Genomic DNA, 17,807 nt, shown 5'->3' on the forward strand with positions numbered 1-17,807 from the left:
GGGTCGAGTGACGATTCGTCGCGGCATCCCCCCGCTTCTCATCCTGACCTTCCTGCTCACCGGTTGCACCGGCGACGAGCCCCCGAACGTCCAGATCGCGCAGGTGACCAGGGCGTCGGTGAGCGAGGTCGTGGAGGCCCCGGGAATCGTCGGCGCGCGGGCGACCGCCACTCTCACCTCGCCGGCCGCCGGAACGGTCGGCAAGCTCTACGTGAGTGACGGCGACACGGTGAAGAAGGGCCAGATCCTGGCCAAGATCACCTCCAAGCAGGCCCGCGACCAGCTGGACCAGGCCCGCAAGGCCGATGCCCAGGCGGCCAAGAGCGTCTCCTCCGGCGGACCTGCTCCGGCGATCCAGCTGCCGAAGCTGGAGCTCTCCGGCAAGCTCGACGCGAAGGTACGGCGCACCTTCGCGAAGGCCCGTACCTCCGCCAAGAAGATCGAGGACCCCGTGATCCGGGAGCAGCTGCTCAGCGCCCTGGACGCCGCGGAAGCCCAGCACGACGCCCTCGGCGAGCTCGTGGACGGCCTCAACACCTCGGTCAACCGGTCGCTCTCCCAGGTGACCGGCCAGCTCGGCGCGGGCCTCGGCGGCCTGACCGAGTCGATGAGCTCGCTGCAGGCCGCGTCCAGAACCCAGACCAAGGCGGCGGTGAAAACGGCCAAATCCACCGTGGACGCGCTGACCATCAAAGCCCCCTTCGGCGGCGTGGTCACCCTTGGCGGAGCCGGTTCCGGCGGCGCTCAGCCTGACCTCAGCGCGCTGCTTCCTGCGGGCATGGCCCTGCCCTCCAGCGGTTCCACCGGCCGATCGGCGGGCGTGATCGCCACCGGCGTCCCCGTCGCCGCCGGCGACGCGATCGTGACAATCACCGATATTTCCAAACTCAGCCTCGCCGCCGACGTGGACGAAACCGACGTCCTGCTCGTCACGGACGGCACCGAGGCCACCGTCGAGTTCGACGCCGTCCCCGGCGCCACCTACGCCGCCCGCGTCACCGGCGTCGGCGTCACCCCGAAGGAGGGCGCCACCGGCGGCGTCAGCTACCCGGTCCGCCTCTCCCTCGGCGACGGCCTGTACGACGACGGCAGCGAAGCCCCCGCCCCCAAACCCGGCATGAGCGCCGTCATCCGCCTCACCGTCCGCGACTCCCCCGACACGGTCGCCGTGCCCGCCTCCGCGATCGTCTCCAGCGGCCGGGAGAGCACGGTCTGGCTGGTACGCGACGGCAAAGCCCAGCGCAGAACCGTCAAACTGGGCGCCCAGGGCGACACCATGGTGGAGATCCTCACCGGCCTCCAGGTCGGCGACCGGATTGTGGTCAAGGGCGCCGACACCGTACGCGAAGGACAGGAGCTCGGGTGACCCCGGCCTTCGAGGCGGTCGCCCTGACCCGCTCCTACCAGCTGGAAGGCGTCTCGGTGGAGGCGCTCAGAGGCGTCGACCTGACCGTCGGCCCCGGTGAGTTCGCCGCGATCATTGGGCCCTCTGGTTCCGGCAAATCCACCCTCATGCACCTGCTCGGCTGCCTGGACCGCCCCACCTCCGGCACCCTCCGGGTGGGCGGCGTCGACGTCGCCACGCTGACCGACACCGAACTGGCCGAGTTACGCAACCAGACCATCGGCTTCGTCTTCCAGTCCTTCCACCTGCTGGCCAGAACCTCGGCCCTGGACAACGTGGCCCTCCCGCTCGTCTACCGCGGTGTCCCCCGCGCCGAACGCCGGACCCGGGCCAGAGCCGCCCTGGAAGCCGTCGGCCTGTCGCACCGGCTCGCCCACCGCCCCGCCCAGATGTCCGGCGGCGAGCAGCAACGGGTCGCCATCGCCCGCGCCCTGGTCGGCGACCCGAAGGTGGTGCTCGCCGACGAGCCGACCGGCAACCTGGACTCCCGCAACGGCGCCGAGGTGATGAACCTGCTGCAACGCCTCAACGCCGACAGCGGCGTGGCGGTCATCCTGGTCACCCACGAACCCGAGGTCGCGGGCCGGGCCCGCCGCCAGATCCACGTCAGGGATGGCGTCATCGAGCTCGACTCGGGATCGTCGTGAGAACCGCGGAAGCGCTCCGGATGGCGCTGGAAGCCCTGCGCGTCAACCGGCTCCGCAGCTCGCTGACCATGCTGGGCGTGATCATCGGCGTGGCCGCCGTGGTGGTCCTGGTCGCCATCGGCACCGGCGCCAAGAACGCGATCGAACAGGAGATCGCCGGACTCGGCAGCAACATCATCCTGGTCGTGCCCGGCCAGCTGAACTTCGCCGCCGCCCCCACCCAGAGCCGCCTGGACCTCACCGACGTCGCCTACGTGCGCCGGGTGGTCGGCGACGAGTCCCGGGTGACCGTCTCCGTGCAGTCCGGCGAGACGATCAGGGTCGGCCGGGACGAGGCGTTCGTGACCGTGCTCGGCACCGACCAGTTCCTGCCCAACATCTTCGACCGGCCGTTGCGGCGCGGCAGATACCTCACCGAGACCGACGTGGACACCCGCCGCCGGGTGGTGATCCTCGGCTCCGAGGTGGCCGCCCGGCTGTTCGGCGACGTCGATCCGGTCGGCCGCCAGGCCACCATCTCCGGCGTGCGGTTCCGGGTCATCGGCGTCTACGAGAAGGTCGGCGCGACCTTCGGGGTGGCCCGCGACCAGGAGGTGCACGTGCCGGTCACCACCGCGCAGCGCCTGATCGGGGTGGCCAGGATCAACGGCATCGCGGTCGGCGCGTCCGGACCCGACGAGATCGAGCCGCTCCAGCGCAAGGTGGTGGACGCGCTGGTCCAGCGCTACCCGGGCGAGAAGTTCTCGGCCGTCACCCAGACCCAGCTGCTGGGCACCATCGGCACCGTGCTCGGCATGCTGACCGGCGTGCTGGCCGCCATCGCGGGCATCTCGCTGCTGGTCGGCGGGGTCGGCGTCTCCAACATCATGCTGGTCAGCGTGCGCGAGCGGACCAAGGAGATCGGGCTGCGCAAGGCGCTGGGGGCGCGGCAGCGCGACATCCTCGGCCAGTTCCTGATCGAGGCCGTGCTGCTGACCACCATCGGCGGGGTGATCGGCATCCTGCTCGGGGTCGGCGGGGCGCTGCTGATCGCAGCCGTGTCGCCGGTTCCGGCCGCGATCACTTGGTGGTCGATCTCGCTCGCGTTCGGCGTGTCGGTCGGGGTCGGGGTGTTCTTCGGGGTGGCCCCGGCGCGGCGGGCGGGCAAGCTCGATCCGGTGGTGGCGCTGCGGGCCGAATGAGGTGATGCGGTAATTTCATGGCATGAGCGACGCGGTGCGGGTGGTTTGGGATGACGCGCTGACGTCGTACGACTTCGGGCCACAGCATCCACTCGCGCCGGTCCGGGTCGAGCTCACCATGGCGCTGGCCCGCGAGCTCGGCGTGCTGGACGCGGTGGAGCTGGTCGGATGCGCCCCCGCCGAGGACGACGAGCTCGGCCTGGTGCACGAGCGCCATTACATCGACGCGGTCAAGCGGGTCTCCAAGACCGGCAGGCCCGACCTGAACGCCGGGCTCGGCACGCCGGACAATCCCGCCTTCGTGGGCGTGCACGAGGCCTCCGCGCTCGTCGCCGGGGCCACGCTGGCCGCCACCAGGGCCGTCTGGTTGGGGGAAACCGAGCACGCGATCAACGTGGCGGGCGGGCTGCATCACGCGATGCCCGCGCGCGCGAGCGGATTCTGCGTCTACAACGATCCGGGGCTCGCGATCGCGTGGCTGCTGGAGCAGGGGGCGTCGAAGGTCGCGTACGTGGATGTGGACGTGCACCACGGCGACGGGGTGCAGGCGATGTTCTACGACGACCCCCGGGTGCTGACGATCAGCCTGCACGAGTCGCCGCGCACGCTCTTTCCGGGCACCGGATATCCGGAGGAGACCGGAATCGCGGGCACCGCGGTGAATGTGGCGCTTCCGGCGGGCTGCGGTGATCAGGGGTGGCTGCGGGCTTTTCACGCCGTGGTGCCGCCGCTGCTGCGGGAGTTCGACGCGCAGATCCTGGTGAGCCAGCAGGGGTGCGACAGCCATGCGCTGGATCCGCTGGCCAATCTGATGCTGAGCCTGGACGGGCAGCGCACGGCGTACCAGGAGCTGCACAAGCTCGCGCACGAGACGGCCGGCGGGCGGTGGGTGGCGACCGGGGGCGGCGGCTACGAGCTGGTCCAGGTGGTTCCCCGGGCCTGGACCCATCTGATCGCCGAGGCCGCCGGAGTGCCGGTGGACCCCGAGACGCGGACGCCGGACGAGTGGCGCGCGTTCGTGCGGCAGCGGACCGGCGAGGTCCCGCCGCTCACGATGACCGACGGCCGAAATCCGGAATATCGTGATATCGCTCAGGGTTTCGACCCGGCGGACCCCATCGACCGCGCCATCATGGCCACCCGGAACGCGGTCTTCCCCCTCCACGGTCTGGACCCGATGCCATGACGAAAGCCCCCACGCGCGACGAACTGATCGAACAGCTCGTCCGCACCCAAGTCGCCGGGGACGTGGCGACCCCCCGGGACAACAATCTCGACCACTACCGCTCGCTGGCCGTCGGGGACCCGCACTACCTGCTCGGGCTCACCTTCGAGAGCACCTGGAGCTACCGGGACGTGCTGGCGCTGATGGCCAAGTCGGCCGGGGTGATCGCCGACCCGGAACATCGCTACGGCCAGGACACCATTGACCCCGAGCGCACGGTCGCCGCCACCGAGGCCATGGGCGACTCCATCGCGGCCGCCCTGAGCCGGCCGGGCAGCCGGTTCACCCTGGCCACCGGGCACCCCACCGGCATCATGGTCATCCACCTGGCCCTGGCCCGGTTTCTGGCCGCGCACGGCGCCACCCTGGTCACCCCGGCCGAGGGCTGGACGTACCAGCCGGGCTCGTACGGCCGCCGCAGGCGGATCAGGTACATCGAGGACGTCGCCCTGCTCGACGACGGCGGCGCGCTGGTGCACACCCACGACGCAGCCCCGATGCGGGCGATGCTGGCCGAGGAGCGGCCGGACTTCGTGATCGCCGACCACGGCTGGGCCGGGGCGGCCGGCGAGGCCGGAATTGAGACGGTGGCCTTCGCGGACAGTAACGATCCCGGCCTCTTCGTCGGGGAGGCAGAGGGGAAAATCGCGGTGACTGTGCCGCTTGATGACAATGTGCTCCCCAGATATTACGGTCCGTTGACCCGCTACCTGCTGGCTTGGATCACCGCTGGGCTTTAGGACCTCCCTTTTGGGGTATTTCGCGCCCGCTTTTGCACCAGTGTGTCGACCGGTTGCCAACTTTTTTGTGGGCCTGGGCGACTCTAATGTGAGAGAAGTTGGTCCGTTCCAAGATCTTGGCGAGGGGCACGGTCCGGCTGCTGGCCAGCGATTTTCCCGGTTTCGGCGGCACGAGCCCCCGAGGACTGATGAAATGGGGGGTTTGCCTTCTCGGGGTCGCGACTTACGCTGACGGCAGTACACGTGCGTGAGCAATGGCACCAGTGGGGATAACCCGTAAACACGTGCGGAAGAGGCGTCCGATGGGTGCAGGCGAAAGACCTCTCAGCGAGGTGAAGTTCCTGACGGTGGCTGAAGTGGCCACGGTCATGCGGGTGTCCAAGATGACGGTGTACCGGCTCGTGCACTCGGGTGAGTTGCCGGCCATCAGGGTAGGCCGATCCTTCAGAGTGCCCGAACAGGCAGTCCACGACTATCTGAGGGATGCTTTCATCGAGGCTGGATGAAGTAACCAAGCGGCGGAACCAACGCTCACCAGGCAATGGTTCATTAGTGGCTCAATGGGATCCCCCCGGGGGAGCGATCGACGGTCGATCGCCGGTAGTCTGTTGAGCCGGTGTGCGAGCGCGCACCGGCTCGGCAACCGACTCCTGGGGGTCCCGTGGGCTCTGTCATCAAGAAGCGTCGTAAGCGCATGGCGAAGAAGAAGCACCGCAAGCTGCTGAAGAAGACGCGCATCCAGCGCAGAAACAAGAAGTAACCGACGGAGCCGCTCGCCCGTGGTCAGATATGGGCGAGCGACCGTGCACCATCCTGCGAGGCGGCAATGACCCACACCGTGCTGGTCACAGGGGTCGGCCGACACATCGGCGCCCGCGTGGCGGCCGTGCTCGCAGCCGACCCGGGCATCCGGGTCATCGGAGTCGATACGGTGCCGCCGACGTCGCCTGAGCGTGAAGGGCGGGATGGCGGCGCCCAACTCCGTGATTCGCTGGAGTTCGTCCACGTCGATCTGCGCAGCCCGGATATCACCCGGGTGATCGCCGCGTGCGACATCGACACCGTTGTGCACATGAGCCTGCTCAGCGGACCGGCCCTGAGCCGGTCGGCCATGAAAGAGCACAACGTCATCGGCACCCTGCAGCTGCTGGCCGCCTGCCAGCGGTCGGACACGGTGCGCCGGGTCGTGGTGCGTTCCAGCACGGTCGTGTACGGCTCCTCGCCGCTGGATCCGGCGGTCTTCACCGAGAGCAGCGAGCCCGCCGAGCCGCCCACGTCCGGGTACGGCAAGGACACGGTCGAGGTGGAAGGCTTCGTGCGCGGGTTCGCCCGGCGGCGTCCGGATGTGGCCGTGACGACCTTGCGGTTCGCCAACCTGATGGGTCCGGGGGTGGATTCGCCGCTGACCCGGTTCTTCACCCAGCCGGTGCTGCCGACCGTGCTCGGCTTCGATCCCCGGCTGCAGTTCATCCACGAGGACGACGCGGTCGAGGTGTTGCGCAGGACCGCCACCGAGGATCATCCCGGCACGTTCAACGCGGCCGGCGACGGAGTGCTGCTGCTGTCACAGTGCGTGCGGCGGGCGGGGCGGCCCACGCTGCCGGTGCCCGGTCCCGCGTTCCGGCTCCTCGGCGAGCTGGCCCGGGGGCTCGACCAGGTGGACTACTCGCCCGAGCAGGTGGCGCTGATGAGTCACGGGCGGGCGGTGGACTCCTCCCGCCTGGTCGCCGAGCTCGGCTGGACCTTCGCCTACGACACGGCCGCCGCCTACGCCGACTTCCTGCGCTCCCGTGGACTGACCAGCAATCTGCCGCTTGCCGTGGTGGACGCGCTCGCGGGTCTGGTCCGGTGAAAGATCTGCTCGCGTTCGTCCGGCGGCGGGTTTCGGGCGACTACGAGGTGGACGAGTTCGGCTACGACCCCGAACTCACCGACACCGTCCTGCTGGAGCTCCTCCGCCCGCTCTACCGGCACTGGTTCCGGGTGGAGACCTCCGGCCTCGACCACGTGCCCGCCGACGGCGCGCTGATCGTCGCCAACCACTCCGGCACGCTTCCCCTGGACGCGCTCATGCTCCAGGTCTGCCTTCACGACGAAGCCCACCGCGCCGTACGGCTCCTGGCCGCCGACCTCGTCTACCGCCTGCCGACCCTGAGCCACTTGTCCAGAAAGGCAGGCCACACCCTGGCCTGCCCCGAAGACGCCGACCGCCTGCTCCGCAAGGGCGAACTCGTCGGCGTCTTCCCGGAAGGCTTCAAAGGCGTCGGCAAACCCTTCACCCACCGCTACCGCCTGCAACGCTTCGGCCGGGGCGGCTTCGTGTCCACCGCCATGCGCGCCGGCGTCCCCATCGTCCCCTGCGCGATCGTCGGCGCCGAGGAGATCTACCCGAAGATCGGCGACTTCACCCTGCTCGCCCGCATGCTCGGCCTCCCCTACCTGCCGATGACCCCGTTCTTCCCCTGGCTGGGAGCCTTCGGCCTGATCCCGCTCCCCTCCAAATGGCTGATCGAGTTCGGCGAACCCATCAAAACCACCCCCAGCGACGCCGACGACCCCATGACCGTCTTCAACCTCACCGACCAGGTACGCGAAACCCTCCAACACCAACTAGACGCCCTACGCGTGCGCCGTGGTTCCGTGTTCTAGTGGGTTCTGTAGTGCTTGCGGAGGGCTATCCCGGCGGCGACGCCGCCTGCCACTGCGCCCGCGGCGGCGGCTACGGGGAGGCCGATCATGGTGGCTTTGCGGCCGGTGCGGAAGTCCTTGATGGCCCAGCCCTGGGCTTTGGCGTGGTCGCGGAGTTCTGAGTCGGGGTTGATGGCGTAGGGGTGGCCGACGATGGAGAGCATGGGGAGGTCGTTGGCGGAGTCGCTGTAGGCGGAGCAGCGGGTCAGGTCGAGGCCTTCCTGGCGGGCCAGGGCGCGGACGGCGTCGGCTTTGGCGGGGCCGTGCAGGAGGTCGCCGACGAGGCGGCCGGTGTAGGCGCCGGAGTCGGTTTCGGCGACCGTGCCGAGGGCGCCGGTGAGGCCGAGGCGGCGGGCGATCACCTGGGCCAGCTCCACGGGGGTGGCGGTGACCAGCCAGACGCGCTGGCCGGCGTCCAGGTGGGCCTGGGCGAGGGCGCGGGCGCCCGACCAGATGCGGTCGGCCATCACCTCGTCGTAGATCTCCTCGCCGAGGCGGACCACTTCCTCCACCTTGAGGCCCGCGACGAAGGCGAGCGCCATCTCCTTGGCCTTGGCCACGTGCTCCGGGTTCTCGTCACCCCTGACCCGGAACATCGCCTGCCCGAACGCGAAACGCACCAGATCGCGGGTGGTGAACAGGCCACGGGAGGCCAGCCCCCGGGCGAAATGGTAGATCGACGCGCCACGGATCATCGTGTTGTCCACGTCGAAGAACGCCGCAGCCGCGAGGTCAGGTTCGACGGGCGGGGCCGCCGCGGGTGCCATCGCGCCCGCCGCCTCGGCCGCGATCTCCGCCGGGTCCTGCCGTCTCAGTAGCCGCTTCATAGCCCATCAGCTTAACCGCCGAGACGGACGAGATCGGGTACGCACTGTTAGCGGCGTATGACGGTTCGGTATTGATGGGAAAGTCGTGATCTGGACAGCCGCAGCGGGTTAGTAGCCGCCGACCGTGTATCCGTCGATGAAGACCAGATACTCGTTGGCCCGCTCCCGGTTCTCCTCGTCCAGCTTGGGGAGCATGACCTCGACGCGATTGCGCTGCTCGCGCGCGAACGTCCGTACCTTCGCCTGGGCTCTGGCGTCGGCTTTGGCGCGCGGCTTGACCCGGTTGAGGGCGGCCCGGGTGGTGGTGTCCATGTCCTGCAGCGTCTCTTTGAGTAACTCCTTGCGGTTGGGCGTGGTGGCCGCCTGTAAGAGCGCCGCCGCCTCCCCGGCCCGCGCCTTGGCCGCCGTCATCTGCCGGTCGGCCAGGTCGGCGTCGCTGGTGGTCAGCGTCAGCAGGGTCGACTCGGCCGCTCGCTTGAGCGGGTAGAGCAGGTCGCCGGGGACGGCCGAGTAGGTCACCATGGCGGTGACCACCGTGGCCACGATCATCGCGCTCAGCCCGGCCCACGGCCGCAGCCGGATCCAGCCCGGCACTGCCGGAATCGACGGGCGGTCGTGCGGTGGCTGCCCGGCCGGTACACGCTCGCTCTGGTGGGTTCTGAGCAGCTCGTCCCGCAGCCGGGCGCGGAACTCGGCCCGCGGGCCGCTGCCCAGCCGGTGGCCGAAGTCGCCGAGGCGGGACACCACGTCGGCCGAGAAGCGACCGGCGCGCCACCGACGCCACCACCCCATGAACGCTCCCGCGTTTCGTCAGCCCCGGAAAACCCGGATGATCCCCGCCCTGCCTCCTGCCCAACGACGCGCAGGCGGCCTAGGTTACGGCACGTGTCTTAACCGAGATCCTTGGGCAGCGCCCGGGCCAGTGCCTTGATGGCGCGGAACTGCAACGCCTTGATCGCCCCGGCTTTCTTGCCCATCACGAGCGCGGTCTCGGCCAGCGACATGCCGTACAGGAAGCGGAGGATGACGCATTCCTGCTGCTCCGGGCCGAGTTGCTGGACGGCGCGCATCACGTGCTCGTTCACCATGTTGGTGACGACGGCGTTCTCGGGGATGTGCGGCCCGTCGAGCGGGGTGTCGAGGACCTCCGCCGTGGAGACTTCTAAGCGGTTTCGGCCTGATTTGAAATGGTCGGTCACCAGATTCCGGGCGATCGTCACGAGCCACGCGCCGAAGTCCCGGCCTTGCCAGGTGAAGTCGGCGATGCCGCGCAGCGCGCGCAGGAAGGTGTCGCTGGTCAGGTCCTCGGCTAACGGGTGCGATCCGACCCGGAAGAAGACGTAGCGGTAGACAAGCTCCACGTAACGGTCGTAGAGCATGCCGAACGCTTCGGTGTCGCCGGTCTTGGCGCGCAAGACCAGCGTGCGCATCTCGTCGTGTTCCGGCGAGAGCGTGATCGTGCTTGGCTCGATGGGCGCGGTCTGCACCGCTCCAGCGGAAGCCGGAGGAGCGATCCCGGCGAACGGCCACGTGTTCGGCATCCGGATATCCCATGCGGGGAAGGGGAAGTCGGCGTGCTTGCACACTCTAGAAATCAACGCGGCTTATGTCCATCGTGCCGGAGGTCCGGTTTGGCACAGGGGCGAAGCGCCTATGGGCAACCTCCGCGCCGTAGGTCATATGTCCCGGCTTGACCGCGCCTGTGTCTGGACTGAGGAACGCAGGTCGCGAAGCGGCCGGAGTGACGAGGGAAGACACAGGCTGAAGGCGGTCAAGCCCGCCGCGCCGGAGGCGCGGCCATAATAAGGACACCATGGAAGTTCTAGTCGCTGTCATCGCCTTCGCCGGAGCCCTGCTGGCCGCCATCACCACGGGCGCCCTGATCGGGCGGTTGCGGGAGGAGGCGTCCGGGTGGCTGACCGCCTGGATCATCACGACCTTCTCGCTCTGCCTGGCCCTCGGCGCGGTCGGGGTCGGGCACCTGCTTGGGTTCGCGCCGCTGACCTTCCGGATCTACCAGATCGGCGGGGCGCTGCTGGCGCCGCTCTGGCTGGCCATCGGGCTGATCCAGCTGCTGGCGGAGAAGCGTTCGGCCCAGTTCTCCGGCTGGGCGCTCGGCGTGGGCCTCACCCTCATCGGTGGCGTCATCATGCTGATCGACCCGGTGGTGGCTCCGGAGGACTTCACGAAAGAGCTGCCGATCGGGAACACGTTCTGGGACCTCTGGCCGGAGCAGCTGCTGCGCGTCGTGCATGTCGTGATCCTGCTGATCCTGCTGATCTCGCTGATGGTGGCGGTGGTGCGCTGGCGCGGCGGGGACGACTACGACGCCGACAACATGAACGCCACCGTAGTGCTGGCCCCGACCGGAATGGCCCTGGTGGGCGCGTTCCTGTTCCCCGTGCCCGGCCCGTTCGTGGCCGCCCTGCTGGGCGGCCTGTCCGGCGCGATCTGGTACGCGGTGGCCCGGCCACTCGCCCCGTACGAGGACGAGGAGGACGAACCCGCACCACCCCCAAGCCCCCCGCCCCAGCAGGACTGGCAGGGGTACGGCCGCCGGCAAGAACCCGAGCCGGAGCTCCCGCCGCTGCGCTCCGGCCTCGGCGACCTGGTGGCCGAATACCGCGCGGGCGAGACCGGCGAGGTCGACTACGCGGCCAGGATGCAGACCGGCGGCTTCGGCGCCCCGGTCGGCCCCAGCGGCCCCGACGCGTTCGGCGGCCCGATGACGGGCACGATGATGCCCGCCGATCGCTTCGGCGGCGGCACCCCCGAGTACGGCATGCCCGCCCCCCAGCCCGCCGTCCCCGAATACAACATGCCGGCCACCGGCGTCGTCTACGCGGGCGCGGCCTCGATCGGCGCGACCGCCAAGCCGTCCCCGAATATCTACGGCATCCTGACGGTCTTCACCCTCCTGGACGGCTCCGGCGAGGCGTTCGACAAGCTGGCCGAGGAGACCGTCGAAGCGGTCCAGGCGGCCGAGCCGGACACCCTGGTCTTCGTCTGCCATGGCGTGAAGTCGGCCCCGCTGCAGCGCATCGTCTACGAGCTCTACCGGGACGAGGTGGCCTTCTCCGAGCACCAGCGGCAGCCGCACATGGAACGCTTCGCCACCGAACGCCAGGTGCTGGTGCTGGCGACCAACGTCATCGAGCTGAGCGTGAACGCGGCGAAGGTGGTGCCGCTGCCTTCGGCGTTCCGGATCTAGGTGAGCGCGGCGCGCAGCCGGGCCTCGTCGACCCGCCAGAAGTCGTGCTGCACCCCGTCGATCAGCGTCACCGGGATCATCTCGCCGTATTTCTCCAGGTCTTCGGCGGAGGCGGTGATGTCACGTTCCTCCCACGGCACGCCCAGTTCCCCGGCCACCCGGGCGATGATCGCGCGGGCGTCCGCGCAGAGGTGGCAGCCGGGCTTGCCGTACAGCGTGATCGAATGAGCCATGCGTTCCACAGTACGGGGGGCGAATTGGAGACCGGCCCCTCCGGCTGGCACAGTGATTGAGCACGGACGGATAAGCCTCGACTTTGTGCATGGCTTCACAAAGGCACTAACCTGGGGTTTGTTCTCAACATCCGTCTCATTCCCCCCGGGAGCTCCGGCTAGTGATCCGCCGTATTCCGCAAGCTCGTGAGCGCGGCATCCCCGACGCGACCGTCGCGCGGCTGCCGCTCTACCTGCGTGCCCTGAACGGCCTGGCCGAGCGCGGCACCGCGACCGTGAGCTCGGAGGATCTGGCCCTGGCCGCGGGCGTGAACTCCGCCAAACTCCGCAAGGACCTCTCCCACCTGGGGTCGTACGGCACCCGCGGCGTCGGCTACGACGTGCAGTACCTGATCTACCAGATCTCCCGCGAGCTCGGCCTCACCCAGGACTGGGCGGTGGCCATCGTGGGCGTCGGCAACCTGGGCCGGGCGCTGGCCAACTACGGCGGCTTCGTGTCCAGAGGATTCCGGGTGGCCGGGCTGCTGGACGCCGACCCCGCCGTGGTCGGGGACCACATCGCGGGCCTGACGGTGGAACATTCCGACGGCCTGGAGGCCGTCATCCGCAAGCGCGGCGTGTCGATCGTGGTGATCGCCACCCCCGCGACGGCGGCGCAGCAGGTCTGCGACCGGGTCATCGCCGCCGGTGTCACGAGTATCTTGAACTTCGCCCCCGTCGTGCTCACGGTGCCTGACGGTGTCGATGTCCGTAAGGTCGATCTATCCATTGAACTGCAGATCCTCGCGTTTCATGAGCAGCGCAAGGTGAGTGGGGGGCCCATGATGGCCGAGGACTGGGCCGGGGAGGCCGGATGACCATGCTCATCGTCGGGCTCAGCCACCGGACCGCTCCGGTGGCTCTGCTGGAGCGTGTGACCGTCTCGGGTGACGCGCTGCTGAAGCTGCTGCACGACGTGCGCCAGGACGAGCACGTGTCGGAGGCCATGGTCGTCTCCACCTGCAACCGGGTCGAGCTCTACGCCGACGTGGACAAGTTCCACGGCGGCGTCACCGCGCTGACCGACCTGCTGGCCGCCCATTCGGACGTGCCGCAGGAGCAGCTGACCCGGCACCTCTACGTGCACTACGAGGAGCGCGCGGTCCACCACCTGTTCTCGGTCGCCTGCGGCCTGGACTCCATGGTCGTCGGCGAGGGCCAGATCCTCGGCCAGATCAGGTCGGCGCTGCGGACCGCCCAGCACGAGGGCAGCGTCGGCCCCACGCTGAACGAGCTGGTCCAGCACGCGCTGCGGGCGGGCAAGCGCGCGCACAGCGAGACCGGCATCGACCGCGCCGGAGCCTCCCTGGTCGGGGTGGGCCTGGACCTGGCCGGGCGGGTGCTCGGCCCGATCAAGGGCCGCCGCGCCCTGGTCGTCGGCGCGGGCTCGATGAGCGCCCTGTCCGCCGCCACCCTGGCCCGCGCGGGCGTCACCAACATCGTCATCGCCAACCGCACCTACGAGCGCGCCGTACGGCTCGCCGAGACGGTCGGCGGCCGGGCGGTCGAACTCACCGAAGTGACCGCCGAGCTGGCCCAGGCCGACCTGGTGGTCTCCTGCGTCGGGGCGGGCAATCGCGCGATCACCACGGACATGGTGCTGGCGGCGATGGCGGGCCGTTCGCGACCCCTGTTCTTGCTTGACCTGGCGCTGCCGCACGACGTGGACCCGGGCGTGCGCACGTTCCCCGGCGTCACCCTGGTCGACCTGGACTCCATGCAGCAGGCCGGGATCGGCGGCGACGGCGGGCGCGGGGCCGAGATCGAGGCGGTCCGGGCGATCGTCGTAGAAGAGGTCGCCGCCTACCTGGACCAGACCCGCGCGGCCCGGGTCACGCCGACGGTGATCGCGCTGCGCAGCCGGGCGGCGGCCGTGGTCGAGGCCGAGATGGGCCGGTTGACGGCGCGAGTGCCCGAACTCGATGGCAAGCTGAAAGACGAGGTCGCGCACATGGTCAGGCGCGTGGTGGACAAACTCCTCCATGAGCCGACTGTGCGTGTCAAGCAGCTCGCGGCGTCCCCGGCAGGCGATCATTATGCCGAGGCGCTCCGCGAACTGTTCAATCTGGACCCGAAGGCGCCGGGCGCCGTATCCAGGATGGAGCTCGAACAGTGAAGCTGAGGCTGGGCACCCGCAAGAGCCTGATGGCGACCACGCAGTCGCAGCAGGTGGCGGACCGCCTGACCGCGCTTACCGGCAGGGCGGTTGAGCTCGTCGGCATCACCACCCTGGGCGACGTGAGCAAGGCGCAGCTCAGCCAGCTCGGCGGCACCGGCGTGTTCGTCAGCGAGCTGCGCACCCACCTGATCGAGGGCGACATCGACTTCGCCGTGCACTCGCTCAAGGACCTGCCCACCGCCGCGGACCCGCAGATCACCATCGCGGCCATCCCGCTCCGCGACGACCCCAGGGACGCCCTGGTGGGCGCGGTCAAGCTGGCCGACCTGGCGCCAGGGGCCAGGGTCGGCACCGGCTCGCCGCGCCGGATCGCCCAGCTGCGCGCGCTCCGCGCCGACCTGGAATACGTGCCGATTCGCGGCAACGCCGACACCAGGATCGGCAAGGTCACCGCCGGCGAGCTGGACGGGGTGGTGCTGGCCGCCGCCGGGCTCGCCCGCCTGGGCCGCGACGGCGAGATCGCCCAGCTGTTCGACACCGACGAGATGCTGCCCGCCCCCGGGCAGGGCGCGCTCGCGGTGGAGTGCCTGACCGGGCGCCCCGACCTGGTCGAGCTGCTGTCCGTGCTCGACGACGCCAGGACCAGGGCCGCCGTCACCGCCGAGCGGGCGGTGCTGGCCGCCCTGGAGGCGGGCTGCTCCGCGCCGGTGGGCGCGTATGCGGCAGATGACGGGCACACGTTGAATTTGACCGCCACCGTCGTCGCGATCGACGGCGCGCGAGCGGTCCGCAAGTCCGCCTCCGGACCCCGGATGGCAGCCATGGACCTCGGGCGCGAGCTCGCGGTCGCCATGATCGCGCAAGGGGCCGGCACGTTGATGGGGGCCCATTGAGCAATACCGAATCTGGATTCGTGGCATTTGTCGGAGCTGGGCCCGGCGACGAGAACCTGCTCACACTTCGCGGCGCCGACCTCCTGTCGCGCGCCGATGTCGTCGTGCTGGACCAGGAGGCGTACGGCGCGATGCTGCGCCACTGCCCGCCCAACGTGATCGTGATGACGGAGGGCTTCATCGCCGCGGCCAAGGCGGGCAAGCGGGTCGTCCGGGTCTGCCACGGCGATCCCTCGCTGTTCTCCTCGGTCGCCGAGGAGGTCGCGGCCTGCGCCAAGGCCGAGGTGGAGTTCGAGATCGTGCCCGGCGTGCCGCCCGCGACCGCGGTGCTCACCTACGCCGGCATCCCGGCCGCCTCGGCGGTGCCGGAGTTCCGGATCGTGGACGCCACGCAGGTCACCGACTGGTCGCCGCATGCCGCCTGCCAGGGCACCCTGGTGATCTACAACGGTCTCGCCGAGGCGGTCCCGATCGCCAAGGCGCTCATCGCCGGCGGCAAGCCCGACCACACGCCGGTCGCGGTGACCAGCGACGGCACCACCACCGAGCAGTACACCGTGGTCTCCTCGCTGGGGCGGCTCGGCCCCGACCTGAAGCACGCCGGGATGACCGAGCCCGCGGTCGTCGTGGTCGGCGACGCGGTCGGCCAGCGGGACAAGCTCTCCTGGTTCGAGACCCGGGCGCTGTTCGGCTGGCGGGTGCTGGTGCCGCGCACCAAGGAGCAGGCGGCCGGGCTGTCCGAGCAGCTCCGCTCGTACGGCGCGGTGCCCGAGGAGGTGCCCACCATCTCGGTGGAACCCCCGCGGACTCCGCAGCAGATGGACCGCGCCATCAAGGGCCTGGTCACCGGACGCTACGAGTGGGTGGCCTTCACCAGCGCCAACGCCGTCAAGGCGGTCCGCGAGAAGTTCGAGGAATACGGCCTGGACGCGCGCGCCTTCGCCGGGCTGAAGGTGGCCGCCGTGGGCGACGCCACCGCGCGGGCCCTGGTCGAGTTCGGGGTCCGGCCGGATCTGATGCCGACCGGCGAGCAGTCCTCGGAAGGCCTGCTGGCCGAGTGGCCGCCGTACGACTCGATGCTGGACCCGATCAACCGGGTGCTGCTGCCGCGCGCCGACATCGCCACCGAGACGCTGGTGGCCGGGCTGACCGAGCTCGGCTGGGAGTGCGACGACGTGACCGCCTACCGCACGGTCCGGGCCGCGCCGCCGCCGGCGCCGATCCGGGAGGCGATCAAGAGCGGCGGGTTCGACGCTGTACTTTTCACGTCTTCTTCGACCGTGCGGAATCTGGTGGGGATCGCCGGGAAACCGCATAACGTCACTGTTATCGCGGTCATCGGCCCGCAGACCGCCAAAACGGCGGAGGAGTTCGGGCTGCGGGTGGACGTGATGGCCGACAAACCTTCGGCTTCGGCTCTCGCGGCGGCGCTGGCGGAGTACGGTGCGAAGCAGCGCCAGGCGGCCGTCTCCGCGGGCGAGGTTCCGCGTCGCCCGTCACAGACGCGCAGGGGTGCCCGTCGCCGGGCCAAATAAACATGGGGTGAGGGGAATGACCGCTGAGTTTCCGGTCGCTAGACCGCGCCGGTTGCGCCGGACCGCGCCGCTGCGCCGCATGGTGGCCGGGACCCGGCTGCATCCGGCCGAGCTGATCCTGCCGCTCTTCGTCAAGGAGGGCATCGCCGAGCCGAACCCGGTCGGGTCGATGCCCGGCGTGCTGCAGCACACGCGCGACTCGCTCCGCAAGGCCGCTCACGAGGCCGCCGAGGCGGGTGTCGGCGGGCTCATCCTGTTCGGCATCCCGCTGCACAAGGACGGCCGGGGTTCGGCCGCCGACGACCCGGACGGCATCGTGCAACTCGCCCTGGCCGACCTGGCTGCTGAGGTGGGCGACGCGCTGGTGCTGATGTCGGACACCTGCCTGGATGAGTACACCGACCACGGCCACTGCGGGCTGCTCACCGCGACCGGCGAGGTCGACAACGACGCCACGCTGGAGCGTTATGCCGCCGCCGCCGTCGCGCAGGCGCGGGCGGGCTCGCACGTGATCGCGCCGAGCGGCATGATGGACGGCCAGGTCGCGGCGATCCGGGCGGCGCTGGACACCGAAGGGTTCGCGGAGATTCCGATCCTGGCCTACTCGGCGAAGTTCGCGTCCGGGTTCTATGGCCCGTTCCGGGAGGCGGCCGAGTGCGCGCCGCAGTTCGGCGACCGGAACGCGTACCAGCAGGATCCGGCCGGGCCGGTCGGGGAGGCGCTGCGGGAGGTCCGGCTGGACCTGGACGAGGGCGCGGACGCGGTCATGGTGAAGCCCGCGCTGGCCTACCTGGACATCCTGCGGCAGGTCCGCGACATGGTGGACGTGCCCGTGGCCGCCTACCAGGTGAGCGGGGAGTACGCGATGGTGGAGGCCGCCGCCGCGAATGGCTGGATCGACCGAGATCGAGTGATCATGGAATCGCTGATCGCCATCCGGCGGGCCGGTGCTGATCTGATCCTCACCTACTGGGCCACGGAAATCGCGCGCCGCTTGGCCTATTAACTAGAAAGTCGTGATCTGGACAGCTGCAGCGGTCAGTCGCCTGGTCGGCGGCTACGCG

Annotated in this window: 19 protein-coding genes; 15 read left to right on the plus strand and 4 right to left on the minus strand. The window is 70.0% G+C overall.

The features are described 5' to 3' along the window. Positions 1–7: 7 nt before the first annotated feature. The 9 genes from ABGB08_RS01180 (at position 8) to ABGB08_RS01220 (ending at position 7,847) form a co-directional block, all read left to right on the plus strand. Positions 8–1,366 carry an efflux RND transporter periplasmic adaptor subunit gene (locus ABGB08_RS01180; RefSeq protein ID WP_347585022.1) on the plus strand — a complete coding sequence of 453 codons (1,359 nt, stop codon included), beginning with the start codon at positions 8–10 and terminating at the stop codon, positions 1,364–1,366. Further along, positions 1,363–2,052 (plus strand): ABC transporter ATP-binding protein, encoded by a 690-nt coding sequence (locus tag ABGB08_RS01185; RefSeq protein WP_347585040.1) that lies wholly within the window; start codon positions 1,363–1,365, stop codon positions 2,050–2,052. Before ABGB08_RS01180 ends, ABGB08_RS01185 begins: the two co-directional genes overlap by 4 nt. Beyond that, positions 2,049–3,233, plus strand: coding sequence for an ABC transporter permease (locus ABGB08_RS01190; protein ID WP_347585047.1), 1,185 nt, complete (start codon positions 2,049–2,051; stop codon positions 3,231–3,233). The genes ABGB08_RS01185 and ABGB08_RS01190 overlap by 4 nt, the downstream gene beginning before the upstream one ends. A 22-nt stretch (positions 3,234–3,255) precedes the next feature. Beyond that, positions 3,256–4,419, plus strand: a complete 1,164-nt coding sequence (locus ABGB08_RS01195) for an acetoin utilization protein AcuC (protein WP_347585053.1) — start codon at positions 3,256–3,258, stop codon at positions 4,417–4,419. Beyond that, entirely contained in the window at positions 4,416–5,198 is a 783-nt protein-coding gene (locus ABGB08_RS01200; RefSeq protein ID WP_347585059.1) for a phosphatase, read from the plus strand. The genes ABGB08_RS01195 and ABGB08_RS01200 overlap by 4 nt, the downstream gene beginning before the upstream one ends. A gap of 302 nt (positions 5,199–5,500) precedes the next feature. After that, the gene (locus ABGB08_RS01205) at positions 5,501–5,704 is read left to right on the plus strand and encodes a helix-turn-helix domain-containing protein (protein ID WP_030456159.1); all 204 of its coding nucleotides are present in this window, start codon (positions 5,501–5,503) and stop codon (positions 5,702–5,704) included. Between the two features lie 155 nt (positions 5,705–5,859). Beyond that, positions 5,860–5,958 carry an AURKAIP1/COX24 domain-containing protein gene (locus ABGB08_RS01210; protein ID WP_018654693.1) on the plus strand — a complete coding sequence of 33 codons (99 nt, stop codon included), beginning with the start codon at positions 5,860–5,862 and terminating at the stop codon, positions 5,956–5,958. Positions 5,959–6,024: 66 nt separating this feature from the next. Then, complete coding sequence (locus ABGB08_RS01215; RefSeq protein ID WP_347585068.1) at positions 6,025–7,050, plus strand: NAD-dependent epimerase/dehydratase family protein; 1,026 nt, start codon at positions 6,025–6,027, stop codon at positions 7,048–7,050. Next, on the plus strand, positions 7,047–7,847 hold the full coding sequence (locus ABGB08_RS01220) for a lysophospholipid acyltransferase family protein (protein WP_347585070.1): 801 nt from the start codon (positions 7,047–7,049) through the stop codon (positions 7,845–7,847). The genes ABGB08_RS01215 and ABGB08_RS01220 overlap by 4 nt, the downstream gene beginning before the upstream one ends. Here the strand turns inward: ABGB08_RS01220 and ABGB08_RS01225 are convergent. The 3 genes from ABGB08_RS01225 to ABGB08_RS01235 form a co-directional block, all read right to left on the minus strand. Further along, entirely contained in the window at positions 7,844–8,653 is an 810-nt protein-coding gene (locus tag ABGB08_RS01225; protein ID WP_347585816.1) for an HAD-IB family hydrolase, read from the minus strand. The two genes, ABGB08_RS01220 and ABGB08_RS01225, sit on opposite strands and share 4 nt — an antisense overlap. 168 nt (positions 8,654–8,821) lie before the next feature. Next, positions 8,822–9,505, minus strand: a complete 684-nt coding sequence (locus ABGB08_RS01230) for a DUF5667 domain-containing protein (RefSeq protein WP_347585076.1) — start codon at positions 9,503–9,505, stop codon at positions 8,822–8,824. 98 nt (positions 9,506–9,603) lie between these two features. Beyond that, positions 9,604–10,254 (minus strand): sigma-70 family RNA polymerase sigma factor, encoded by a 651-nt coding sequence (locus ABGB08_RS01235; RefSeq protein ID WP_155350371.1) that lies wholly within the window; start codon positions 10,252–10,254, stop codon positions 9,604–9,606. A gap of 272 nt (positions 10,255–10,526) precedes the next feature. On the opposite strand from ABGB08_RS01235, the gene ABGB08_RS01240 reads away from it, so the two are divergent. After that, on the plus strand, positions 10,527–11,924 hold the full coding sequence (locus ABGB08_RS01240; protein WP_347585087.1) for an antibiotic biosynthesis monooxygenase: 1,398 nt from the start codon (positions 10,527–10,529) through the stop codon (positions 11,922–11,924). Here ABGB08_RS01240 and ABGB08_RS01245 read toward each other — a convergent pair. After that, positions 11,921–12,157 carry a glutaredoxin family protein gene (locus ABGB08_RS01245; RefSeq protein ID WP_347585093.1) on the minus strand — a complete coding sequence of 79 codons (237 nt, stop codon included), beginning with the start codon at positions 12,155–12,157 and terminating at the stop codon, positions 11,921–11,923. The two genes, ABGB08_RS01240 and ABGB08_RS01245, sit on opposite strands and share 4 nt — an antisense overlap. A 161-nt stretch (positions 12,158–12,318) precedes the next feature. Here ABGB08_RS01245 and ABGB08_RS01250 point away from each other — a divergent pair, with 161 nt between their 5' ends. From ABGB08_RS01250 to hemB, 5 genes are read left to right on the plus strand one after another with little or no spacing between them, the layout of a single operon-like run. Beyond that, a complete protein-coding gene (locus ABGB08_RS01250; RefSeq protein ID WP_155350368.1) occupies positions 12,319–13,014 on the plus strand; it encodes a redox-sensing transcriptional repressor Rex in 696 nt (231 codons plus the stop codon). Beyond that, entirely contained in the window at positions 13,011–14,312 is a 1,302-nt protein-coding gene (locus tag ABGB08_RS01255; protein WP_347585103.1) for a glutamyl-tRNA reductase, read from the plus strand. Before ABGB08_RS01250 ends, ABGB08_RS01255 begins: the two co-directional genes overlap by 4 nt. Continuing rightward, complete coding sequence (gene hemC, locus ABGB08_RS01260; RefSeq protein WP_347585109.1) at positions 14,309–15,208, plus strand: hydroxymethylbilane synthase; 900 nt, start codon at positions 14,309–14,311, stop codon at positions 15,206–15,208. Before ABGB08_RS01255 ends, hemC begins: the two co-directional genes overlap by 4 nt. 20 nt (positions 15,209–15,228) lie before the next feature. Then, positions 15,229–16,743 carry a uroporphyrinogen-III synthase gene (locus ABGB08_RS01265; RefSeq protein WP_347585114.1) on the plus strand — a complete coding sequence of 505 codons (1,515 nt, stop codon included), beginning with the start codon at positions 15,229–15,231 and terminating at the stop codon, positions 16,741–16,743. Between the two features lie 16 nt (positions 16,744–16,759). Next, on the plus strand, positions 16,760–17,749 hold the full coding sequence (gene hemB / locus ABGB08_RS01270; RefSeq protein WP_347585119.1) for a porphobilinogen synthase: 990 nt from the start codon (positions 16,760–16,762) through the stop codon (positions 17,747–17,749). The last annotated feature ends 58 nt before the right edge of the window (positions 17,750–17,807 follow it).

The sequence above is a fragment of the Acrocarpospora sp. B8E8 genome, assembly GCF_039871605.1.
Taxonomy (GTDB): Bacteria; Actinomycetota; Actinomycetes; order Streptosporangiales; family Streptosporangiaceae; genus Acrocarpospora; species Acrocarpospora macrocephala.